Source organism: Polaromonas sp. P3_A5, from assembly GCF_056403055.1.
The window spans coordinates 2,930,592-2,953,097 of the sequence record NZ_JBFUGF010000001.1 but is presented as its reverse complement, the minus strand read 5'-3'; the positions used below and the strand labels follow the sequence as shown (position 1 = coordinate 2,953,097).

21 protein-coding genes are annotated in these 22,506 nt (G+C 63.2%); 5 read left to right on the top strand and 16 right to left on the bottom strand.

The window, feature by feature from the left end:
- Positions 1–10: 10 nt before the first annotated feature.
- The 6 genes from AC1DU8_RS14115 to AC1DU8_RS14090 all read right to left on the bottom strand — a co-directional run bounded on the left by AC1DU8_RS14115 (position 11) and on the right by AC1DU8_RS14090 (position 5,501).
- Positions 11–601: a DUF3455 domain-containing protein gene (locus AC1DU8_RS14115; RefSeq protein ID WP_477649856.1), complete on the bottom strand. Its 591-nt coding sequence runs from the start codon at positions 599–601 to the stop codon at positions 11–13.
- Positions 602–941: 340 nt separating this feature from the next.
- A complete protein-coding gene (locus AC1DU8_RS14110) occupies positions 942–1,496 on the bottom strand; it encodes a DUF3455 domain-containing protein (protein WP_477700103.1) in 555 nt (184 codons plus the stop codon).
- Between the two features lie 347 nt (positions 1,497–1,843).
- Positions 1,844–2,515, bottom strand: a complete 672-nt coding sequence (locus tag AC1DU8_RS14105) for a DUF924 family protein (protein WP_477726887.1) — start codon at positions 2,513–2,515, stop codon at positions 1,844–1,846.
- A gap of 18 nt (positions 2,516–2,533) precedes the next feature.
- A complete protein-coding gene (locus AC1DU8_RS14100; RefSeq protein ID WP_477666400.1) occupies positions 2,534–3,694 on the bottom strand; it encodes a branched-chain amino acid ABC transporter substrate-binding protein in 1,161 nt (386 codons plus the stop codon).
- Positions 3,695–3,928: 234 nt separating this feature from the next.
- Entirely contained in the window at positions 3,929–4,954 is a 1,026-nt protein-coding gene (locus tag AC1DU8_RS14095; RefSeq protein ID WP_477726886.1) for an alpha/beta hydrolase family protein, read from the bottom strand.
- A 136-nt stretch (positions 4,955–5,090) separates the two neighbouring features.
- Complete coding sequence (locus AC1DU8_RS14090; RefSeq protein WP_477726885.1) at positions 5,091–5,501, bottom strand: DUF2306 domain-containing protein; 411 nt, start codon at positions 5,499–5,501, stop codon at positions 5,091–5,093.
- Between the two features lie 301 nt (positions 5,502–5,802).
- On the opposite strand from AC1DU8_RS14090, the gene AC1DU8_RS14085 reads away from it, so the two are divergent.
- The 3 genes from AC1DU8_RS14085 (at position 5,803) to AC1DU8_RS14075 (ending at position 8,380) form a co-directional block, all read left to right on the top strand.
- Positions 5,803–6,636: an undecaprenyl-diphosphate phosphatase gene (locus AC1DU8_RS14085; RefSeq protein ID WP_457279124.1), complete on the top strand. Its 834-nt coding sequence runs from the start codon at positions 5,803–5,805 to the stop codon at positions 6,634–6,636.
- Positions 6,637–6,680: 44 nt separating this feature from the next.
- The gene (locus AC1DU8_RS14080; protein ID WP_457279123.1) at positions 6,681–7,886 is read left to right on the top strand and encodes a dienelactone hydrolase family protein; all 1,206 of its coding nucleotides are present in this window, start codon (positions 6,681–6,683) and stop codon (positions 7,884–7,886) included.
- Positions 7,887–7,984: 98 nt separating this feature from the next.
- A complete protein-coding gene (locus tag AC1DU8_RS14075; RefSeq protein WP_477726884.1) occupies positions 7,985–8,380 on the top strand; it encodes a DUF3597 domain-containing protein in 396 nt (131 codons plus the stop codon).
- 18 nt (positions 8,381–8,398) lie between these two features.
- Here the strand turns inward: AC1DU8_RS14075 and AC1DU8_RS14070 are convergent, their stop codons facing one another.
- The 5 genes from AC1DU8_RS14070 to mutS all read right to left on the bottom strand — a co-directional run bounded on the left by AC1DU8_RS14070 (position 8,399) and on the right by mutS (position 16,387).
- The gene (locus AC1DU8_RS14070) at positions 8,399–9,904 is read right to left on the bottom strand and encodes an acyl-CoA-binding protein (protein WP_477666372.1); all 1,506 of its coding nucleotides are present in this window, start codon (positions 9,902–9,904) and stop codon (positions 8,399–8,401) included.
- Between the two features lies 1 nt (position 9,905).
- On the bottom strand, positions 9,906–11,186 hold the full coding sequence (locus tag AC1DU8_RS14065; RefSeq protein ID WP_477726883.1) for an MASE1 domain-containing protein: 1,281 nt from the start codon (positions 11,184–11,186) through the stop codon (positions 9,906–9,908).
- 868 nt (positions 11,187–12,054) lie between these two features.
- Positions 12,055–12,897, bottom strand: a complete 843-nt coding sequence (locus AC1DU8_RS14060) for an alpha/beta fold hydrolase (RefSeq protein ID WP_477701987.1) — start codon at positions 12,895–12,897, stop codon at positions 12,055–12,057.
- Positions 12,897–13,724: a proteasome-type protease gene (locus AC1DU8_RS14055; RefSeq protein WP_477666374.1), complete on the bottom strand. Its 828-nt coding sequence runs from the start codon at positions 13,722–13,724 to the stop codon at positions 12,897–12,899. Before AC1DU8_RS14055 ends, AC1DU8_RS14060 begins: the two co-directional genes overlap by 1 nt.
- 50 nt (positions 13,725–13,774) lie before the next feature.
- Positions 13,775–16,387: a DNA mismatch repair protein MutS gene (mutS, locus tag AC1DU8_RS14050; RefSeq protein ID WP_477726882.1), complete on the bottom strand. Its 2,613-nt coding sequence runs from the start codon at positions 16,385–16,387 to the stop codon at positions 13,775–13,777.
- A gap of 311 nt (positions 16,388–16,698) precedes the next feature.
- On the opposite strand from mutS, the gene AC1DU8_RS14045 reads away from it, so the two are divergent.
- Positions 16,699–17,556 (top strand): lysophospholipid acyltransferase family protein, encoded by an 858-nt coding sequence (locus AC1DU8_RS14045; RefSeq protein ID WP_457279116.1) that lies wholly within the window; start codon positions 16,699–16,701, stop codon positions 17,554–17,556.
- Between the two features lie 37 nt (positions 17,557–17,593).
- Positions 17,594–18,370, top strand: coding sequence for a glycosyltransferase family 2 protein (locus AC1DU8_RS14040; RefSeq protein ID WP_457279115.1), 777 nt, complete (start codon positions 17,594–17,596; stop codon positions 18,368–18,370).
- Here the strand turns inward: AC1DU8_RS14040 and AC1DU8_RS14035 are convergent.
- From AC1DU8_RS14035 to AC1DU8_RS14015, 5 genes are read right to left on the bottom strand one after another with little or no spacing between them, the layout of a single operon-like run.
- On the bottom strand, positions 18,358–19,158 hold the full coding sequence (locus AC1DU8_RS14035) for a class I SAM-dependent methyltransferase (RefSeq protein ID WP_457279114.1): 801 nt from the start codon (positions 19,156–19,158) through the stop codon (positions 18,358–18,360). The two genes, AC1DU8_RS14040 and AC1DU8_RS14035, sit on opposite strands and share 13 nt — an antisense overlap.
- 11 nt (positions 19,159–19,169) lie before the next feature.
- Positions 19,170–19,904 carry a 3-oxoacyl-ACP reductase FabG gene (gene fabG / locus AC1DU8_RS14030; RefSeq protein ID WP_457279113.1) on the bottom strand — a complete coding sequence of 245 codons (735 nt, stop codon included), beginning with the start codon at positions 19,902–19,904 and terminating at the stop codon, positions 19,170–19,172.
- The gene (locus tag AC1DU8_RS14025; RefSeq protein WP_457279781.1) at positions 19,901–20,407 is read right to left on the bottom strand and encodes a hotdog family protein; all 507 of its coding nucleotides are present in this window, start codon (positions 20,405–20,407) and stop codon (positions 19,901–19,903) included. The genes fabG and AC1DU8_RS14025 overlap by 4 nt, the downstream gene beginning before the upstream one ends.
- Positions 20,408–20,421: 14 nt before the next feature.
- A complete protein-coding gene (locus AC1DU8_RS14020; RefSeq protein ID WP_457279112.1) occupies positions 20,422–21,252 on the bottom strand; it encodes a beta-ketoacyl synthase chain length factor in 831 nt (276 codons plus the stop codon).
- 9 nt (positions 21,253–21,261) lie between these two features.
- A complete protein-coding gene (locus AC1DU8_RS14015) occupies positions 21,262–22,455 on the bottom strand; it encodes a beta-ketoacyl-[acyl-carrier-protein] synthase family protein (protein WP_477727056.1) in 1,194 nt (397 codons plus the stop codon).
- Positions 22,456–22,506 lie beyond the last annotated feature (51 nt).

Here is a 22,506-nt window from a genome sequence, read left to right as displayed (position 1 = left end):
CCGCTCTGCTTCAAGAGGCTTTCCAGAAAATATAGTCGGCCTGGTAAGACGTTGTCAGCTTGTCGCCGAGGTCGGCTTGCGTGCAGGCCTTGCCCAGCTCCTGGCCGCCCTTGGTCTTGATGCGCTGGATGTAGGTGATGTTTTGCAGGACGCCGGGCGTGGCGCCGGATGCACCGGTGGAAAGCTGGTTCGGCAGGTTGGTGGCGCCTATGCGGGGTGCCAGCGCCACCTGCGTGCCGACGACGCTGGAGCCGTCGACGTGCGTCCAGGTGGCAGGCGGGCCGGAATATTTCGCGACGGTTTTGCCGGTGCGGTCCAGCAGGTCGGCCTCGGGCCTCACGAGAACCCAGCCGATGGTGCCGGCCGTGTCGGCGTTGGCCTTGCACTCGTAATGAAGCAGGCCGCTGGCGGTGGTTTCAAGCGCCACAACATGCCCGGGCGGCACCTTGACCGATGCGTCCAGCGGGTCCTGCGTGTATTCCTTGGGAAGCGGCGCGACGCCGGAGCAGGCGGTGATCAGCGCGGCGGTGCCGGTGACCATGGCCAGCGTGACGGCAACGCTTTTGCTGTAGGCCCAAAAGGTGTTGTGTGTGCTTTTCATGAAGGCTCCTCGGGTTGTTGTTTTGCCTGCTTGCCAGTAGAGCCCGCTGAAATGTAAACATCTGTAGGACGCCGCGCAGCCTCGTTGCCAGCGCCTGGCCGGACCGTTTGCGGGCAAACGCGACAGCTCAGGCGACACGTCAAAAGACAGGTCACGCAAGCAGCCAAAGAGGAGGCCAACTGCCCACAAAAAAGCCCGCAGCGCCGGCCTTGCGGCAAGCCTGCGGGCGTAAGACCAGCCCCGCCTGACTTCAGAGCTGGCGGCTCACCCTGAGGAGATGCGGGTGAAGGGTGTCGGGCGCCGGGAAGTGCCTGTGCGAACTCCCTGCACTTTCCGGCGTTTACATCGCCTTGTAGAAGATGTAGCCGGCCTGGTACTTCACGACCTGTTTGGCGCCCATGTTGCCGGCGGCGCAGGGCATGGCGGGCGCAACGCCGCCCTGGGTGTCCACGCGCTGGATGTAGGTCACGCCGCTCATGGCGCCGCTGCCCATGGCCGGGTTGCCCTTGACGAGCTGCAAAGGGATGTTGCCCATGCCGCCGGGGGCGACCGCGATTTGCGTTGCCGTCAGTTTGGAGCCGTCCATGCTTTCCCAGGTGGCCGGCGGGCCGTAGTATTTGCCGACCTGCTTGCCGCTGCGGTCATTGAGCTTCGCGTCGGGGCCGACAAAGACCCATTCAAACTGGCCGGCCATGTCTTTTTTGGCATTGCACTGGTAGGTGATGTCGCCCACGCCGACGGTCTCCATCGCGACCTTGTTGCCGGCCGGTACCTGCACGGCGGCAGGCAGGCCGGCCTGCGAGTACGTGGGCATCATGGGCGACATGCTGCCGCAGGCGGCGAGCAAGGACACGAGCAGAACTGAAGCTGAGGCGGTGGCTGTGCGTAAAGTCATTTTTGAACTCCTGGGTTTTTGTGAACCGGCCAGGCTGGCCGGCATGTACCGGACGTCCGCCCTTGTTGTTGGCGATGTGGCGCGGGACGTCCCGTTGCTAGTACGGCGTAGCCGAGGCTATGGATTCAAAAGCAGGAAAGATGAGGCCTACTGTTGCTTGCTATCAAATTAGTAGCTGCTTTCGCAAGTTCCACTTGGGCTGGAGGCCGGTTTGATGCATAACTCCCGCAGAGCCGGTTCTTCGGCGTATTCACCAGCGGGGGCCGCGGAACCGGCTTTGCCGGGCCGCAGGCGCCGTCCCGGAGGGGAGAACAGGCTACACGCAGTGAGCCTGGACAGGGGGAACCTTATTGCCCGAAGCGCGGACCCTTGAGGAGAAAGTCGGCTTCCTCGGGCGTATCGGTACGCCCCAGTGCCGCGTTGCGGTAGGGGAAGCGTCCGAAGCGGGCGATGATGTCCCGATGCTGGTGGGCGAAGTCAAGATTGCCGCGCAGGCGCTGCTTGAGTGAGTCGGGCGCGTCGTCCACCAGCCGGGTGAAGCGCGCCACGCATTCATCCTGCAGCGCCAGGCTTTCGGCATGCATCAGCGGCATGTACAAAAAGACGCGCCCGGCCCAGGGCAGCTGCAGGTCGGTTTGGGCGGCCAGCGCCTCCAGCACCAGTTGCTGGGCTCGCGCGTCGCCGGCAAAGGCCTTGCCGGAGCCGCGAAAGACATTGCGTGTGAACTGGTCCAAAAGGATGACCAGCGCCAGGCGGTGAAGGGGCGGTTGCGCCCAGCCTTGCAGGCCGCCGTCCACGGCTGCCTCGACCGCATGGCCGAAGCGCGTGCGGATGTCTTCGTCGAGTTCGGCGCCACCGCCAAACCAGCGCTTGCCAAGGTCTTGCGTGGGCCAGTCTTTTTCGACGCCGTCGCCCAGCCAGAAGTCCAGGACTTCGGCGGGCGTGGCGTGGTGGCGGGCAGGCGCCGCGCCGGAAAGTGCACCAGGGAGTGCGCCAGGCAATGAGGTGGGCTCGGTCATGACGACCGAAAGCTTAGCCTACCAGCGGTCGGAGCGCAGCTGCAGGTCCCAAACACCCTTGCGGATCGAATAAACGCCGACCACGCCGTAACGCTGCTCGCCCACCGAGTCCCACTTCATGGAGCCGGTAATTGGCGCGTAGCCGTCAAAGGTGCGCAGGGTTTCGGTGATCTTTTCAGGTTTGACCGAGTTGGCGCGCCGCATGGCGCCGGCCAGGATGTACATCGCGTCGTAGGTGTAGTGGCCGCCGTAAGCCGGCTCCCTTTTGAAGGTGTCCTGGTACTTGCTCAGGAAGGCCTTGCCGTTGACGAACTCTTTGGCGTCCAGGATGGGCGAAGTGGCGTAGATGCCCTTGACTGTGTCGCTGCCCTTGAGCATGTCGGTCGTCTTGATGGTGTCGCCGCCCAGGATGCTGACCTGCTGGTTGTAGTCGATCTTCTTGAGGGCATCAATCAGCGCGAGGATCTGGAAGTCGCCTTGCGTGGACACGACCACTTCGACATTGCCGTCCTTGATCTTGCCGGCCAGCTCGTCGAACTTGGTGGTCTTGTCGTCGGACGAATAGGTGACCACTACTGCCTTGCCGGCTTTCTTCAGCTCGACGGCCGCACCGGCGGCCAGGCCCTTGCCGTAGGTGGTGCCGTCATCGACGATGGCGAACTTGCTGGCACTGAGCTGGTTGGCGGCAAAGGAGCCGATCGCGCGGGCCTGCAGGTTGTCGTTGGCCACCAGGCGGAAGGTGGTGGCCAGGCCCAACTCGGTGAACTTGGGGTTGGTCGAGATGGCCAGCTGGGGAATGTTTTTGGCGGCATAGACCGGTGCGGCCGGGATGCTGACGCCCGAATTGAGGTTGCCGATCACGGCGACCACGCCGGCGTCGACGAGCTGCTGCGCGACTTCCACACCGGTTTTTGGATCAGACCGGTCGTCCATGGCCACGATTTCAATCTTGACCGTCTTGCCCTTGATCTGGAAGCCCTCCTTGTTGATCTCGTCCACGGCCATCTTCACGCCGTTGTGCAAGTCCTGGCCGAGCGCGGCGAGGTTTCCCGACAGCGGTTGGGCAACGCCGATCTTGATGGTGTCTGGCGGGTTGTCACAGCCCGAGAGCAGGGCGCTGGCTACGGCAATGGCGGTCAGGCCGACCAGGGTATTGCGGCGGGAGGTGAAGCTGTTCATCGTGAGAACCTTGGTGGTAATGTTGGTGTAACTGAATGTATATTTCACCTTCATGAAGCGGTAGTAGGGTTCACCCATCAGCGAATGAATGTACGAGTAGATAAGTTTTACTAATGGTTCTTATTGGTTCGTTTTTGACTCAAAAATGCACCTGAAAGGCTCATTTTTGGTTCACTTCGATGCGTGACTGCCTGGCGTGCCTGTGGCCAGCCTCACAAACCCGTTGCCGGGAATTTAAGGGAGCAGGTGCCTGCGCAGGAAGCTGCTGATCTTCTGGTCCACCGCGGGAAGCTCGCTGCGGTCAAAGCCGGGCGGGTCCAGCAGCAGGTCTTTGGCCAGCGCCGACATGGCATCGGCCGGTGGCGGCGGCGACAGCAGCGCACCGTGGCCGCCGGTGGGCAGGTCGGCCACGTGTTCGCAGCGCTTGCAGGCCGCAAGCACCACGCCGCTGTGAAAACGGGGCACCAGCCAGCGGTCTTGCCGGGCGGTGACCAGCCCGAGCGGCACGGGCGGTGAGGCCAGCGAGGCCATGTCGAAATCGGCGGCCAGCGGAACGCCGGCAACCACTGCGCGAATGCGCGGATCGGTGTGGGTTTGCCAGCCTGCGTCGCTGAATCTTTGGCGAATCACTGCCAGCGCCACCGTTTTTTTCAGGCCGTCCAGCATGCCGCCCGTGAGCCGGGTGGTCAGCCCGACGCAGGTGTGAAAGTCCTCGGCAATGTTGGCCTCGCAATGCCGGGCCAGCAGCGCCGGGGACCAGCGGCCGCCGGCGAGCGTCAGGGCGGTGTGTCCGCCGGCCGACATGCCGTACATGCCGACCTTGTCCAGCGACAGCAGCGGTGCCAGGCGCTGGTCATGCGCTACCGCGTCAATGGCGCGGGACACTTCGGCGGGCCGCAGCTTCCAGCTGTGGGGTCCGGGAGTGGACGGGTCCCTGGCGTTGTCGCCGCGGTGCAGGGGAAACGCGACCACGAAGCCGTCTTCGACCAGGCGGCGCGTCAGGTCGGTGTAGGTCCAGGGCGAGCCGCCCGAGCCGTGCGAGATCACCACCAGGCGCGTATTGCCGCGCACCGGCTGGCCACCGCGATCAAGTTTGAGGGAATAGGAGCCGAACTGGGCCTGCCGGTCTTCACCGGCGGAAGGGTAAAAAACGCTGATGGGGCCATCGTCCTGCAGGCCGGGCAGTTCGGTGAATCCCATGCCGGCCTGCACGCAGGTGGCGGCGAGCAGCAACAGGCCACTCAGGACATAACGGTGCATGGGTGTTCCTTCTTTTTCTGGGCGCCCGGGTGGGGCATTGTGTGCGTCTGAGGGATTTTCATCGGACTCCGTGCACGGACCGTCCTGCCACGGGCTCGTCAAAAAATGCTGCGGCTTTTCCGGGCGATGTGGAAAGTCACAGCAGGCCGAGCTGCATCCACAGCATCTTGCCCAGGTAGCGGTCGGGCATCAGCGTGAACACGCCTGCCACAAGGCATGCGCCAATGTAGAGGGACTGCATGGCGCGGCGGTGGCCCGCAATGTTGCCGCGGCTCAAATGCCAGAACGCGCCGCTCAGGCTGAGCAGCGCGAATGGCACCAGCAAATGGATAGGTGTGTAGCCGGCGATATTGGGATAGTCATAGTCGCGGATGAAAACGGCCGTCGTGGCGGTGACCAGCATCATCGTCACAAAAGCATAACCAAAAGCCCGGTGCAACTTGGGCCGCTGCACGCGTCCTTTGCGCGCCCACAGCGCGACGGGCCCAATGACGATGGCGGTGCTGGCAGCAAACAGATGAATGGCGATCAGCGGGGTCAGTTGCATGGCGGCGGTGGCGAACGATGCAGGTAACGAATTGTATGAATAAACATTCACCCCTGTCCAGACTCACTGTGTGTAGCCTGTTCTCCCCTTGCAGGGGACGGTGAACCAGATCCACCCCCGTCCAGGCTCACTGCGTGTAGCCCGTTCCCCCCTCCGGGGGCGGCACCTGCGGTCTGGCAAAGCCAGTCCCGCGGCCCCTGCTGGCATGGAACCTGGGCGCCACGGCCTCTCTCTGTCTTTCTGGGCAAGGGGCAGGCCAACAGCTACAGCCATAATCTTGACTTCATTTTCTGGAGACCGCGTGGATATAGCACTGTTGATCAAAGCCGCCGTCATGGGCATCGTCGAGGGCCTGACTGAATTCCTGCCGATCTCTTCGACAGGGCACCTGATATTGGCCGGCGCTCTGCTGGGATTTGACGATGAAAAAGCCAAGGTGTTTGACATCGCGATCCAGACCGGCGCCATTTTTGCGGTGATCCTCGTGTACTGGCAGAAGATCCGCGCCACAGCCGTAGCCCTGCCGACCGAGAAACAGGCGCAACAATTTGTGCTGAATGTGCTGGTGGCCTTTGTGCCCGCCGTGGTGCTGGGCCTGCTGTTCGGCAAGGCCATCAAGGCCCATCTTTTCACGCCGGTGGTGGTGGCCAGCACCTTCATCATCGGCGGCTTCATCATCCTCTGGGCCGAAAAGCGCCAGCAAAAGAACACTGCGGCTGCGCGCATCCAGGAGGTGGAGGACATGACCGTGATGGACGCGGTGAAGGTCGGCCTGGTGCAATGCCTGGCGATGATTCCCGGCACCAGCCGAAGCGGTGCGACCATCATCGGCGGCATGCTGCTGGGGCTGTCGCGCAAGGCCGCGACCGACTTCTCGTTTTTCCTGGCCATGCCGACGCTGATTGGCGCCGGCGCCTACAGCCTGTACAAGGAACGGGCGCTGCTGTCTGCTGCCGACATGCCCATGTTTGCGGTAGGCCTGGTGTTTTCGTTTTTCAGCGCCTGGCTTTGCGTGCGCTGGCTGCTGCGCTACATCTCGACCAACAGCTTTGTGCCGTTTGCCTGGTACCGCATCGCGTTCGGCATTGTGGTGCTGGCCACGGCATGGAGCGGGCTGGTGGTTTGGGCGGCGTAAACAACTGAGCGTCCGGTAAAAGAGACGCAGAGGAGGGGACTGCCATGACCTGGCTTCGTTATTTTTCTGTTCTTCTTTTTGGCTTTCTGCTGGCACAGCTGTCGCATGCGAGTGGCCCGGTATTTATCCCGTCGCAGGACGGCAAGCTGCAGATTCCCGGCTACTGGTTCGACACCGGCGACAAGGATCCGCGGCCCGTCATCATCGGCCTGCATGGCTGTGGCGGCGGGCTCGACAGCAAAGGCAATTTTGCCGAGCGGCTCTTCCGCTATGGCGGGTACTTCAACGCGGAGCGCATGCATTTCCTCGCGCTGGACAGCTTCACCCCGCGTGGCCAGAAATCGATTTGCGAGACGCCCAACAAGCTTCGCACCATTCACGAAAGCGACCGCCGCGAGGACGTGTTCGCCGCCATCGACTGGCTGGTGAAGCAGCCGTCCGTGGATGCTTCGCGCATTGTGGTCCTGGGCTGGTCGCATGGCGCGCAGACAGTGCTCAGCACCATCGACGCCACAGACAAATTCGTGCAGGCACAGAAGGTGCAGCCGCGCGCTGCCGTGGCTTTTTACCCTGGCTGCCTGCTGAACAACAGGATGTGGAACTATGAAGTCCATGTGCCGCTTTTGATCATGATCGGCGAGCTTGACGACTGGACACTGGCCCCGGAATGCGTCACCCTGCATGGGCGCCTGCAAAAGAACAAAGCCAATGCGCCGGTGGAACTGACGGTTTACCCCGGCAGCTACCACGGCTTTGACGGCCCCGGGCCTGTCAAGCAAATGGAAGGCCTGGGCAACACCAAAACCGGCAAGGCCACGGTGGGCGGCAACCCCGCAGCGCGGGAAGCATCGCATGCGCGCATGTTCGAGTTTCTCTCGGCGCAATTGGGCCAGCCTTTGCTGTTGTCGCACGCCCAGCGCTTCAAAGGGCATCACTACGTGGTGCCGCCGGCCTCCGGCTTTGCGGCGGCCGATGACACGGCGGCCGTGCCGCTCAGCGACGCCGGCAAGGCGCGTTATGCCCACTTCCGTACCTTGCCGTCCCCCAAAGCCTTTGCCGTGACGGAAAAGGGCGGCTGGTACTTCAACGCTGGCGAGCCCGAAGCGATCGCGACGACCTTCCAGCAGTGTGCGAGGGCAAAATCAAGGTGCTGGCTGTATGCGGTAGACGATCAGGTGGTGTGGCAGCCCGATGCGGCGGCGCGAGCGGGTGAAGCGGGCCTGAAACGCGTGAGTGCGCCAGCCCGTTGAGCGATGCGTTGCCCAAGCTGCGATTGGCGTGACGTCTGACAAAAGCTGTCACGTCCCGGTGTTACGCTGGATTTTTAAACTTCACCCAGGGGCGCACCATGAGTATTCTCGGCAAAATTTTCGGCAAGATATTTCCCTCGCTGCAAACGCCCGACACAGCGCCGCCGGTGGCTGCCGCCCCCGCTGACACAGCCCCCGCAGCGCCTGCCCCGGCGCCTGCAGCGCCACCCATGCAGCAGGTCGATGTCGAAGCCCTGCTCAACGGCATGGCCAGCAATAACCCGGAAAAACTCAACTGGAAGACCTCCATCGTCGACCTGATGAAGCTCCTGCACCTGGACAGCAGCCTGGGTGAGCGCAAGGAGCTGGCGAAGGAGCTGGGTTACACGGGCGACATGAATGACAGCGCGACCATGAACATCTGGCTGCACAAGCAGGTCATGAACAAGCTGGCAGCCAACGGCGGCAAGGTACCCGCCGACCTGATGGACTAGGCTTGCGAGGGGTAACGCTCAGGCGGACCTGAGCTTTTCGACCAGGGCTGTGTAGCCGGCCATCGCGTCTTCGCGGGTCATGCCCTTGCGCTGGGCCCATGCATCGTATTTGGCGCGGCCTGTCACGTCCATCATGCCGGGGCGTTCGCCGGTCGCGTCGCCCAGCGTCGCCTGTTTGTACAGGGCATAGAGGCCCAGCAGGGCTTCGTTGTCAGGTGGTTGGGCCAGCGTCTTCACTGCGATGCCGGCGGCTTCAAAAGCGCGCTCGGCTTCGCTGGGCCCGGCAGGGGCCACCGGTTCACCAAAGTGCGCGTCTTCCAGCGCCACGTCGTCGGGAAACCAGCGCGCATCGAGCAGCCGGCCCGAGCGCACCGCAAAGGCCAGCACACCCTGCGACATCAGGCCGCCGGCCGTGAGCGTGGCGGGCACCACGGCCACGCCGGCATTGAACACCGGCTGCCCGAATGCCGTGAACCGCACTGCAGCGGCCCACGGCAGCATGGCCTGCAGACCCTTGTTGCCGCGGTAGACGCCGCTGGCGCGGTTGGCGCCGGGCTGGAACCATGCCATGTCCGAAGCGCCCCTGGCAAAGATGCCGGTGAAGTCGCCGGCTTCGAGCGCCGTGCGCAGCGCTTGCGCAAAGGCGGCCAGTGCTTCGGGGCTCATCTTCGGGTCGTCTACCGCCATGCCCAGTGAGGCCGCGCTGCTGGCGCCGAAAAACTCCAGCACGTTGCGGGCAACCTGTTCGCGGTCGTTGTCGACGCAGATCATGTGATAGCTGTTTTCCAGCACCACCATGCGGGCTTTGGCGCCGCCGATCTGCTCGACCAGGTAGTTGGCCGAGCTCAGGCTTGTGAGTTCGTCCTCGCGTGCGTGGATGACCAGGGTTTCGCTGGCCATGTCTTTCAGGCCCGTCATCACCCAGCCGCGAAGCCGGTCTACCTGCCGCACGCAGGCCAGCGGTACCCAGCGGTAATGAAAGGCTTCTCCACGCGCAAATTTGGCTTTAACGATGGCGCGCAGCTGTTCGTTCTTGATGCCGAAAGGGTCTTCTTCCTCGACCTTCATGCGTGCCGCAACGCCGGGCACGTGGTACATCAGGTGGCGCAGCGGGGTGTACCAGGCGGTGGCCCAGCCGTCGATGTAGATAGGCGGCGCCAGCGCGATCAGCTTGCCGCGCGTGTGCTTTTGCCGCTTGGCCAGCTCGGTGGCCAGCAGCGCGCCCATGCACATGCCCATGATGTGGAAGTTGTCGTGCAGCGCGGCTACCTCGTGGTACTTGGCCGTAACGGCATCCATCCACTGTTCGGCGGTCACGTTCACCAAATCCTCGGGCGTGGTGCCGTGGCCGGGCAGCGTCAGCGAATGCGTGACGAAGCCCGCGTTTTTCAGCCGCTTGTGCATGGAGCCCAAATCGTATTGCGTGCCGCCCAGCCCGTGGATAAGGAAAACGGCCGGCGTTTTCGTGTCCGCGGCCGGCGCTGGCGACTCGGCGGACGCGGTGCTGGAAGTGTCCAGAGCCACGTCAGGCCTCGACTTCCAGCAGCGCTGCAACCTGTTCGACATTGCCGTCGGCGCCGCGCACACCCGACAGGCGCGCGTTCACGCTGGCCACGCGGCCGTCGCTCCAGCGCAGGGTGTTCTTCCACAGCACGTGGTCGCGCTGGCCCTGGGTCAGGTCGCGCCAGTCGGCTTGCAGCCCGGGCTGCTCTTGCGGGTCGGTGTGGGCGATGAAGTCCTGCACGGTCAGCAGCGCGTTGGCGTTGGTGCGCAGCAACTCGCTGGCGCCTTCGCCCCATTCGGCAGCGCCCGTCCTGGCGTCAAAATTGGCGACCACCGTGCGGTTGGAGTCCAGCACCTGGCGGTAGCGGGTGCGCCAGTCTTGCGCCTGCGCCAGGGCCTGTGCGGCGGTGGCACCCAGGGCATTGACCACGCCGACCAGCAGCGCCATCACGGCAACATAACCCTGGATCTCGATCACGGCCTCACCGGGAAAGCCTTCCACCTCGGCGAAGGGGCCGCCGCCGGCGTTGGTCCAGGCTACCAGGGCCAGCGCGCCGATGAGCGTGGCCACCGTGGCGCCGCGTTCCTTCCAGAGGATGGCGGTTACCACCATGAAGGGCAGCGGCAGGTAGGTGAGGGTGGGGCCCAGCGATGCGCTGAAGCGGTCGGACACATCGCTGGAGAAGATCAGCCCCGCCACCACAAAGAAAAGCAGGAAGGTGCCCGCGCCCGCCAGGAACTGGCTGGTGGCCATGCCGCCCGATCGCTTGACCTTGAAGCCGGAAAACGCAGTGATGAGCGGCGCAATCAGCAAGATGCCGACAAAGGTGGTGCAGGTCCACACGCGCCATTCGGTCAGCAGGACAACGGGCTCCGGCAGGGCCCAGCTCCAGAGCATCACGCCGATGCTGGCACCCAGCGCGGAGGTCAGCAGTGCACCCAGCAGCACGCCGGCGTAAGCCTTGCCCGGCTCCATGCCGCCGTCAGGCCCGGTGCTGCGCAGCAGGCGCGCCACCCAGGCGCCCAGGCTTGCGCAGAGGGCTTCGTTCAGGCCAAAGGCGATGGCCGGCAGCACGGCCAGGCCGTCCAGCAAGGCCAGCGCGATGGCCGCCAGCGCGGCGCCCGCCAGCACGGCAGGGCGCTTGGGCGGTTTCACGGCCAGCAGCGCGCCAAAGGTGACACCCGTGGCCAGCCAGACGGATGCGCTCAGCGTCATCGCGTCGCCCATGCTTTGGGACAGCACCGCTGCAACGGCCCAGGCTAGAAAGGTCACGGCAAGGGTGACGATAAAGGACAGGGCCATGAGAAACCTCCTCTGAGAGTCGTTCTGATGCGCGGCGCAGGGGCTACCGGATGATGTGGGCTAGTTTATCCAGTCTGTTGCAAATGTAGAACCGCGGTCTTAAGGGTAAGTCCCCCGCGGCGTCAACATCGCTGAGATCTACACTTTTAGGTGATTTTTGGCCTTTGGGGAAATAGGAACGGGCGCTGGCAGCTATTGAATTGATAGCGGTTCCTTGAGGCCGGTTTGTGTTCCGACTGGGCGCTTTCGTCTAGGAGCTGCTGGCCGGGGGTTGCCCGGCATGCAAGTAACTTTCTTTTGCTTCGCCAAAAGAAAGTCACCAAAGAAAAGGCGACCCTGCTGTCTGCGACCCTTCGCTTCGCTACGGGCAACCTGCGGTGCTCGGTTCAGGCGGGGTCTCGCTCGAACTCGCTTCGCTCAGACAATCGCGATCCCTGATCCGCCTGAACCTCCGCTCCTCGGCGCAGACAGAAGGGGCTAGCGGGAGCGGGGACCGAATACCAATACCCAAGACAAATACCAACAAGGACTCGCCACGGCGAGTCCTTGTTTCTTCCGGAATTTGGGGTTTGTCTTCGGCTGTTGGGTATTGGGTGTTGGCTCCCTCCCACCCCCTTGTGGATGCGCCGAGGAGCGGAGGTTCAGACGGATCAGGGCAAAAACTTGTTTGAGCGAAGCGAGTTGTTTTTGACCCCGGCTGGACCGAGCACCGCAGGCTGCCCGCAGCGCAGCGGAGGGACGCAGGAACCAGGGTCGCCTTTCTTTTGCTTACTTTTCTTTGGCGAAGCAAAGAAAAGTGAGTTGCATGCCGGGCAACCCCCGGCCAGCCGCCCTCGGCAAAGAGTGCACCGCCGGAAACAACAGCAGCCTACTCGAGGAAATTCCTCAAAGCCGCCTCAATCGCAGCCGCCGTTGCCAACGGCTTCTCCATCGGAAACAGATGACTCCCATCCAGCATCATGATCCGCCCCTTCGTCACCTTTTCGGTCATCGCCATTCCAACTTGCTTCATCTCCACCGATTGCCGCCCGCCGATAAAGGCAACGGGGCATTTCAGCGGATGGCGTTTGAGCAAACCTTCCAGATTGTGCGGAAGCGTGTTGTAGATCGCGGTTTCGACGTCGCGGTCGAAGCTCAGCAACTGCTTTCCATCGTCGTCGCCGGTGCCTTCGTAGGTGCCATGCTCGATGTAGTCGCGCAGTACCTGTTCGTCCCAGGCGGCAAATGCCTTCTTGCTGCGAAAGTGTTCAAACACTTCCTCCTTGCCCAGCCACTGGTTCTTGCGTTTGCGGCTGATGGCGCCGGGGGAGATGGAGCCCACCAGTTGTGCGCGCTTGGCCACGCTCAGCGCTGCGGCGCGCCAGCCGCCGAGGATGGGGGAGTCGACCAGCACCACGCCCTTGACGGCTTGGCCGCCCAGCACCGGGTTACGTGCGGCGCACATCAGGCTTAAAAAGCCGCCCAGCGAATGGCCCACCAGGAAAGCCGGCTGGCCGGATTTTTCAACCTCGCGGGCCGTGAAGTCGGCCAACTGCTGCACCAGGTGCGGCCAGTTGCTGGTGACCGGGTAGCGCGGGTCGTGGCCGAATTTTTCAATCGCCTTGACCTGAAAGCCGCGTGCTTTCAGGCTCTGGAACACCGCGCTGTAGGTGCTGGCCGGGAAGCTGTTGCCGTGGGAAAAAATGACCAGCGGCTTTGAAGAGGAAGGCACTAGATCAGCTTTTCGTCAGGCGTGCTGATTTTCTTCAACGGCTCGTGGCGCGTGGCGGGCATCTTCAACGGGATGTCGGTGTGCGCGTCGTCCCACACCGGGTCTTCGATGCTGTCGAACACCTCGCGCAGCTTCTGGCCCCAACTGCTGTGCATCATGCGGTAGTAGGGGTTGTCGTTGTCGATGCAGACGATCTTGTCGCTCTGGTAGGTGTCGGCCTCATAGACCACCAGGTCCAGCGGCAGGCCAACCGAGAGATTCGACTTCATGGTCGAGTCCATGGACACCAGCACGCACTTGGCGGCTTCGGCCAGCGGCGTGGCCGGGGTGAGTACGCGGTCCAGCACGGGTTTGCCGTATTTGGATTCGCCGACCTGGAAGTAAGGTGTCTCGTCGGTGGCTTCGATGAAGTTGCCGGCCGAATACATCTGGAAGAGGCGCATGTTCTCGCCGCGGATCTGCCCGCCGAAGACCAACGAGACGTTGAAGTCGACGTCGGCGTTTTTCAGTGCTTCGGCATCGCGGTCGTAGACGCGGCGTATTGCCGAGCCCAGCACGCGCGCAGCGTCGAACATGCTTTTGGCATTCCAGATCGTGATGGCTTCGCCGCCGTCGGGGTCCTTGAGCTGCTCGACCTGCAGGATCTCGCGGATCGACTGGGAAATCGACAGATTGCCGGCCGACAGCAGCACCATGAAACGGTCGCCCGGCTTTTCATAGACGATCATTTTGCGGAAGGTGCTGATGTGGTCCAGGCCCGCGTTGGTGCGGGAGTCTGACAGGAACACCAGCCCGGCGTTGAGTTTGGCGGCGACGCAGTAAGTCATGAGGTGGCTTTGGTGGCTTGGAAGTGTGGGGGCGGTCGGGTTGCGCTGGGTCACGGTGAGGCGGAGATCTTTTTCAGGCGGTACAGGGCGTCCAGCGCTTCGCGCGGACTCAGTGCGTCAGGGTCTATGGTACCCAATGCCTTGTCCACGGCACTTTGCTCGGGCGCCGCCGCTTCGGGAGGGGCGGCAAACAGGTCGACCTGGGCGCGGGCTTCGGTCTGGTGGGCTTCCAGCGCGGTGAGCGCATGACGGGCGTGGTTGACGACGGCGGCGGGCACGCCGGCCAGCTTGGCCACGGCAATCCCGTAGCTTTTGCTGGCGGGGCCGGGCTCGATGTGGTGCAAAAACACGATGTCGGCGCCGGACTCGACCGCGCTCACGTGCACGTTGATCGCACCGTGGTGCTGCGCCGAGAATTCGGTGAGCTCGAAGTAATGCGTGGCAAACAGCGTGAAAGCCTGCGTCTTGTTGTGCAGGTAGGCCGCGATGCCGCCGGCCAGCGCCAGGCCGTCGAATGTCGAGGTGCCGCGGCCGATTTCGTCCATCAGCACCAGCGAATGCGGTGTGGCGGCGTGCAGGATCTGCGCGGCCTCGGTCATCTCCAGCATGAAGGTCGATTGTGCGTTGGCCACGTCGTCGGCCGCACCTATGCGGGTGTGGATAGCATCTATGGGCCCGAGTCGGCAGCTGGCCGCCGGCACGTAAGAGCCCACGCTGGCCAGCAGCACGATCAACGCCACCTGGCGCATGTAAGTCGACTTACCGCCCATGTTGGGGCCGGTGATGACCTGCATGCGGTGTTTGCCGCTCATGACGGAATCGTTGGCGATGAAGGCGCCGCCGCCCGTCTCGGCCAGGCGTGCCTCCACCACCGGGTGGCGGCCCTGGACGATGTCGATGCAGGGCTCGCGCACAAACACCGGCGCGGCCCAGTTGAGGGTGAGCGAGCGTTCGGCCAACGCGCACAGCGCGTCGAGTGAGGCGAGAGCGCGCGCCAGGCGGCTCAGCGCGGGAATGAAGTCCTGCAACTGGTCGAGCAGCTGTTCATACAGCCACTTCTCGCGCGCCAGTGCGCGCTCCTGTGCCGACAGGGCCTTGTCTTCAAAGGCTTTGAGCTCGGGCGTGATGTAGCGCTCGGCATTTTTCAGTGTCTGGCGGCGTCGGTAGTCGTCGGGCACCTTGTCGAGTTGGCCCTGCGTGACTTCAATATAAAAGCCGTGCACCTTGTTGAACTGCACGCGCAGGTTGGCGATGCCGGTGCGGGCTTTCTCGCGGCCTTCCAGGTCCAGCAGAAAGTCGTCGCAGTTGGTCTGGATGGCGCGCAATTCGTCCAGGTCGGCATCGCAGCCGTGGTTGATGACGCCGCCGTCGCGTATCAGTGCGGCGGGCTCATCCAGCACATAGCGGCCGAGCAGTTCACGGCAGCCTTCCGGTGGTTGCAGGTCTTCAAAGATTTTGATTAAAAGTGCCGGCAGCCCAATACTGGCGGGCGCAACCAGCTCTGTTTTTTGTAGCGTGTCTTTCAGGGCCACGAGCTCGCGCGGGCGCACCTGGCGCAGCGCGATGCGCGCCGTAATGCGTTCCACGTCGCTGCAGCCCTTGAGCCTGGCGCGCAGGGTTTGCTGTGAGCCGCTGCGCAGGTGGGTAATGGCATCCAGCCTGTCGGCGGCCTGTGCGCGGTCGCGGCGCGGCGTGAGCAGCCAGCTTTTCAGCGCGCGGCTGCCCATGCCGGTGGTGCAGGTGTCCAGCAGCGAAAACAGCGTGGGCGAATCTTCGCCGCGCAAGGTCTGCGTGAGTTCCAGGTTGCGGCGCGTGGTTTGCGGCAGCTCGATCAGCTCGCCCGAGCGCACCACCTGCAGGCCCTGCACATGCGACAGCGCCCGGCCCTGTGTGTGTTCGGCGTAGCCCAGCAGGGCGGATGCGGCGGCGTGCGCCTCATTCAGCGCTTCGGCGTTCCAGGATGCCAGCGAGGCGACTTTGAGCTGGTCCAGCAGGCGGCGCGCGCCCAGGGCGGAATCAAACTGCCATGCCGGGCGGGCGCTGACGGCGCAGCGCTGGGCTTTGAGGCGCTGCTCAAAGGCCGGCGTCACATCGACGTTGTAAAGCAGTTCGCTGGGCGCCACGCGCGCCAGCCAGGCTTCGAGTTCGTCATTGGCGCAGTGCGCCAGATGGATTTCGCCCTGCGTCACGCTGAGCCAGGCCAGGCCGCAGGTGTTGCGCGCGCCCTGGTGCACGGCCAGCAGGATGGATTCGGTTTTGTCGCTCAGCAGTTCAGTGTCTGTGAGTGTGCCGGGCGTGACCACGCGCACCACTTTGCGCTCCACGGGGCCTTTGCTGGTGGCGACGTCGCCGACCTGCTCGCAGATGGCCACCGACTCGCCGAGTTTGATGAGTTTGGCCAGGTAGCCTTCCAGCGAATGAAAGGGCACACCCGCCATGACGACCGGCTCGCCCGCGGACTGGCCGCGCCGTGTCAGCGTGATGTCCAGCAGGCGGGAGGCCTTTTCGGCATCGGCAAAGAAGACTTCATAGAAATCCCCCATGCGGTAAAAAACCAGGGTGTCGGGGTACTCCGCCTTGATGCGCTTGTATTGCGTCATCATGGGCGTGTCTTCCGGCGCGCTGCCTGTTGGGTTTTTGCCCCGAATTGTTTCTTTTTGCATCAATGACCTGGCGCATGCGCGCTTCCTTCTTTTCGCATTTTCGTCTCACCTGGCGCCTATCTTAGGGGCCGTTCTTCGATGTTTCCGGACCCTGATTGTCCTTTACTATCAGGCACTTACTGCCACCACCGGCTTTTGCCGGGAAAGATTGCGCTGGACCCGTCAGTCGGCATAAAACCTTACGCTGGAATCCGGAAATCCGCCAAAGAGAGGCATTTTTGGGGAGGTAGACTCGCTTGCATTCATCTATTCAAAAAGCAAACCGGATACGGTCTGCGCCAGGGCCCACGACCTCAACCGAAAGGCAAGCAATGACCGAGCCGAGTATCCCGCCTTTCAACAGCGTAAGCGGGGCGGAGCCGACTGACACTGTGCTGCTTGCCGAGCCGTCCCTGGCCAATAAGGGCCGCAGGGCGGTGCATGAAACTGCCCGTCTTTGCGTGGGTTACCTGGTGCTTGTCGGCGTCAGCCTGGCGGTCTCGTTGCTGGCGGTGGTCATGCGGCCATTGTTGCCGAGGGTATTAAGCAAACGCTGGGGGCGCAGGCTTGTCGCAGCCACTTTCCGGTCTTACCTGCGCCTGCTGGTGTTGATGGGGGCCTGCCGGTTCGACCTGACGGCGCTGGATGCGCTTCAGGCAGGCCCTCCAGTGATCATCGCGCCCAATCATCCTTCCCTGCTGGACGCCATCATGATCCTGTCGCGTTTGCCGGACGCCACCTGCATCATGAAGGCGGACATCGTCAACAGCGTTTTTTTTGGGGCCGGTGCGCGGCTGGTAGGTTATATCCGCAATACGCCGCTGCGCACCATGGTGCAGCTGGCTGTCGCCGACTTGCGCCAGGGCAGCAGCTTGTTGCTTTTCCCGGAAGGCACCCGCACGCGGCGGTTTCCTGTAGGGCGTATGCAGGGAACGACCAGCCTGATTTCCAAATACGCGGGTGTGCCGGTACAAACCGTTTTTATCGAAACCGATTCGAGGTTTCTGGGCAAGGGCTGGTCCCTGCTATGGACGCCGAAAATGCCGGTCACTTACCGTGTTCGCCTCGGCAAATGCTTTGAGCCGGTCAGCGACACGGCGCACTTCACCGCAGAGCTGGAGCAATACTTCCAGACCGAGCTGGGGCGTACCCGGGCGTCCTCCCTGACTGCTTCTGCGCCGCCGGCGTGAAGCTGCACGCAGTTTTCCGTTCAAGCTATATCCCTCGATGAATGACTCCCTTCGCGACATGTCCAGGACGCACCTCGTCCTGATTCCCAGTTACAACCCCGGTGTCAAAGTTGACGAAACAGTTCGCAGTGCGCTTGCGCAGTGGGCGCCGGTCTGGGTGGTCGTTGACGGCAGCACGGACGGTAGCACCGACCGTCTGCTGGCAATGGCCGCAGACGATGCGCGCTTGCGTGTCGTGGTGTTGCCGCGCAATGTGGGCAAGGGTGCCGCGGTGCTGCACGGCATTGAGCTGGCTGCGGCCCAGGGGTTCACGCATGTGCTGACCATGGACTCCGATGGGCAGCACCCCGCCCACCTGATTCCGGAGTTCATGGTCGCGTCGCTGGCCCAACCCGCTGTCATGGTGCTCGGCGTGCCGGTGTTCGCCGCAGATGCACCGCGCCTGCGTGTCAATGGACGCAAGGTGTCCAATGGATGGGCCGACCTGGAAACCCTGTGGGCCGGCATCGGGGACTCCCTGTTCGGCTTTCGTGTGTACCCGATCGCGCCGCTGCGTGATGTGATGGCCGGGCAGCGCTGGATGCGCCGGTTTGATTTTGACCCGGAAGCGGTGGTGCGCATGTGCTGGCGCGGCGTGAAACCAGTCAACCTGCCGGCCACCGTGAAGTATTTTCGGCCCGACGAAGGGGGGGTGTCGCACTTCAACTACTTGCGCGACAACCTTTTGCTCACCTGGATGCATTCCCGGCTTTTCATCGGGTTTGTGCTGCGCTTGCCGGTGTTGCTGGCCCGGCGCCTGTTTCAGCGATCGTGATGAGTTGAGGCCAGGGCCGCGGAGCCGGGCAGCGACTTGACTGCCTGGTATTCTGAAAATACGCCGGCTTCCAGGTGTTGCCGGACATCCGCCAGGCCCGCCGCGCGCAGCGTGGCCAGCACCTGTTCGGGCGGCACGCAGGCTTCTATGCTGTCCCAGTAGTAGCGCCAGATGGACGCGGTTTCTTTTTGCCGCGAAACGAAGCGCGTCAGCAGCGGTATGACGCCGCGCATGTAGGTTTTGAGCAACCAGCGGCCCCAAGGGCTTTTTGCCTGGGTGATTTCGAGCACGCAGAGCCGTCCACCGGGCTTCAACACGCGTTCAAATTCTGCAAATGCCACCCCCAGGTCGCTGATGTGGCGCAGGGCATAGCCCATGCTTAAAAAATCGAAATGGTTGTCTGGAAACGGCAGGGACTCGGCCCGGCCTTCCACCAGCACCATGGTTTTTGGCAGCTTGCTGGCGGCCATCATGCCGGGGCTGGGATCAAGGCCGGTCACCAGCGTGGGGTCTCCGGTCAAGAGACACGCCTGGGCGGCAACCAGGCCGGTTCCCACGCCCACGTCGAGCACTTTCATGCCGGTTTTCAGGCCGCCGCGAATCAGTGCGTCGCGTCGATAGCGTGAACCGCTGCCCCAGGCCAGGATCGCCTCGATGCGGTCGTAGTCCGGCGCCGTGCTGTCAAAAATCCTGCGCAGATAGGTTTGCCGGTCCTGCTCTGTCTGGTAATACTCGGTCAGCGGGACATGAGGTGCATGCACCGTGGGAGTGTTTTCAGGAATGGTCATGGAGTGCCTTTTTAAATCATGCCGCCGTTGATGGAAATAACCTGGCCGCTGATGTAAGCTGCGCGCTCTGAAGTCAGAAAACTCACGAGGTCGGCGACTTCTTCGGGTCGGCCGGCTCGTTTCATGGGTACCAGCTGCGCGATGGCAGTGGCATCAAAACTGTCCTGGCTCATCGGCGTTGCGATGATGCCGGGCGCGACCGCATTGACCGTGATGCCGCGGCTGGCCACCTCCAGTGCAAGGGATTTTGTGGCCGAATGCAATGCGCCTTTGGCAGCCGAATAATTCACCTGTCCGCGGTTGCCTGCCACTGCGGCGACCGACGTGATGTTGATGATACGCCCCCAGCGCGTACGGATCATCGGCATCATCAAGGGCTGGGTGACATGAAAAAAACCATTCAGCGAGACGTCAATGACCTGTTGCCATTGCCGCAGCTGCATGCCCGGAAAGACCGCGTCGTCATGGATGCCGGCGTTGTTCACGATCACCTGGACCGGCCCCTGCAGCAGCAGGGTTTCCAGGGCAATGGCGGTTGCGGCGGCATCAGTGACATCAAACGCCACAGCCTCCGCATGACCGCCTGCCGCCTGGATGGAGGCCACCAGCGCTAAGGCGGCATCAAGGCCGCGGTTGGCATGCACGATGACGTGAAATCCATCGGCAGCCAGTTGCCGGCAAATGGCCGAGCCAATGGCGCCACTGCCACCGGTGACCAGCGCGCGTTTGAGTACGGAGGCGTTCATGCAGTCCCCTTGGATGGTGCGCCGAGCATCACCACGGCGCGGCCTGACAGAAGCAATGCAGGGCCCGCGTGGACCGTGAACCCATAAAGAATACTGCCGGCGTCGCCGCTCGTGCGCTCGGCATGGATGGTGAGCGCGAGGTTGATGTCGTCGAGTCTTTCGACATGCAGGGTGACGCCGCGAACGCTGACCAGGTAGCCGAAGGGGGCGGCATCGCCGGCCTGCGGGTGATTTTCCTGGGTACCGGCCACGGCTTCCGAGATCAGTGCGCCATGCACGGCCATGGCTTGCGCCGCATATTCAATCCCGCATGCGGCGCCCAGCCTTCCGTAGGCACGCAGGGGATTGCCGGCAGCGCGGTGGCTCGTGGCTTCGCAAGAAATTTGACTGTTGTCCCACGCCGTGACGCGTTCAAGCAGGCACATGCTGCCTTGATGGGGAATACGGCGCGCGATCTCGTCGTGCCCAAGGCTCAAAGGCGCGCTGCAGGCCTTGGTGGGCATCAGGCCTGCAAGTATCACGGTGCCACCTGCAGGGCCAGCTGCCGGCCGTCAAGGTAGTCCAGCACGATCCGGCCGCTTTGCTGCCGCGCGATGCTGCGCAGTAGAGGCAGGCAGCGTGCCGCAGGAATGTCTGTGCGCAGCTGTTCGAGCGCGGCGTCATCGAGCCGGTCGGCAGGCAAGGCCGTCAGGCAGTTGTCTGGTTCCAGCGTCCACTGCGCCTGGCTGCGTTCACTGCGGTGGGGTGTCAGCACCAGTCCCAGGCCGAAGGTGTCGGGAATGGGGCGTGTGCTGTACAGCGGCTCCGGGTAATCGGTGTCATAAGCGACCAGCAGCACGGGTATCTGGTCCACCGCTACCTGGGTCATGGCCTCCAGCAGGCCTGCCGAAAAACTTGCATCGCGCGCGCAAAGCACCGAGGACGAAACCATCGAGCCGCTTGAAATGCTCCAGTAGCCGGAGGCGGCGTTGTGCACTGAATTGTGAAAGCGCGTCGGGGAGATCAGCCTGTCGCTGGAGGCCAGCGCATTGCAGATTTCGTGGCAATTGACGGCGTCGCCGCTGGAAGATGAAAACACGGATGCCAGCATGGCAGCTTGCAGGCCCGAAGCTGCAACCGCTTCCTCGCTCACTGCCAGCGACACCTTGACCACCGCGCCGGCCCGGCGGCGTTCGGCCTGCGGCAAAGCCATGGGTGGCGGAAGAACGCAGCGCGTGGCTTGATAAGCGGTGCTGCCTTTGAGATATTCGCGCCCTTGCGCCCACCCCGCCAGTCCGGGGCCCAGCAGCCCGATACCTTCGACAAAAACCGTCAGCGCTGTTGCGGATGGGGATTGTGCTTGTGTCATGTCGGAACCTTAACCGGCACGGCCAAAAATCAGGCTGCAATTGGTTCCGCCGAAGCCGAAGGAATTGCTGAGCACATGCCGGGGGGCGGCCTCCTGGTTGTCCATGAGGTAGTTGACGGCCAGGGCCGGGTCGCGCTCGTGGGTGTTGATGCCGCCGGGCAGCAGGCCGTGCTGCAATGCGAGCGCGCAGATCACGGCTTCAAGCCCGCCTGCGGCGCCCAGCGTGTGGCCGGTGGCGCCCTTGGTGGAACTGCAGGGGGTGCCAGGGCCGAACAGCCCGGACACTGCCTTGGCTTCCGCGGCATCGTTGCTTTGTGTGGCTGTGCCGTGCAGGTTGATGTAGTCGATCCCGGCCGTGGTGAGGCCGGCCATATCCAGGGCCTGCTGCATGGCCAGCCGTGCACCCAGGCCGTCGGGATGGGGGGAGGACATGTGGTGGGCGTCGCTGGATTCGCCGACGCCCAGCAGCAGCACGTCACCTGGGGCGGGTTGTGCCGGCGTGGGCTCCAGCAGGGCGAAAGCGGCAGCTTCGCCAATGGTGATGCCGTTGCGCGCGGCGTCGAATGGCCTGCAAGCCTGGGGGGAAATCAGACCCAGCGAGTTAAAGCCATACAAGGTTGTGAGACACAGCGAATCTACCCCGCCGACCACGGCAGCATCGATCAGACCCGCCCGCATCATCCTTCGCGCTGAAGCGAACACCTTGGCACTGGATGAGCAGGCTGACGAGACGACGGCGGCCGGGCCGGTCAGCCCAAGGTACTGGCGCGTGAAATCAGCGACAGAAAATGTATTGTGTGTTGTGCTGTAAATGAAATCGGGGGGCAGGGCGCCGGTTCCCGGGTCGCGCCGGCGATAGGCCAGTTCGGTTTGCAAAATGCCCGATGTACTGGTGCCGATGAAGACCCCCACGCGGTGCGCGCCGTATTTTTTGCTGGCGGCTGCCGCCGCTTCAGTAAAGCCGTCCTGTTGAAGCCCCAGCAGGGCGAGCCGGTTGTTGCGGCAGTCGAAGCGGGCCCATTGCGCAGGAAGCTGCACGCTGTCCGTGCCCGTGACCTCGCCTGCAAAGGTCGGCAGGTCGACTGTGTCGAACGTGCATGGGGCGAGCCCGCCCCGCCGCGTACGCAACGCGTCGAGAGTTTGTGCAAGACCGCGACCCATGCTGCTGGTTGCGGTGAAGTGGGAGAGCCAAAGTGGATACAGAGAAAAAACCAATCTGAAGAAAAAGACACTTTAGCAAATCAGGTGGAAAAT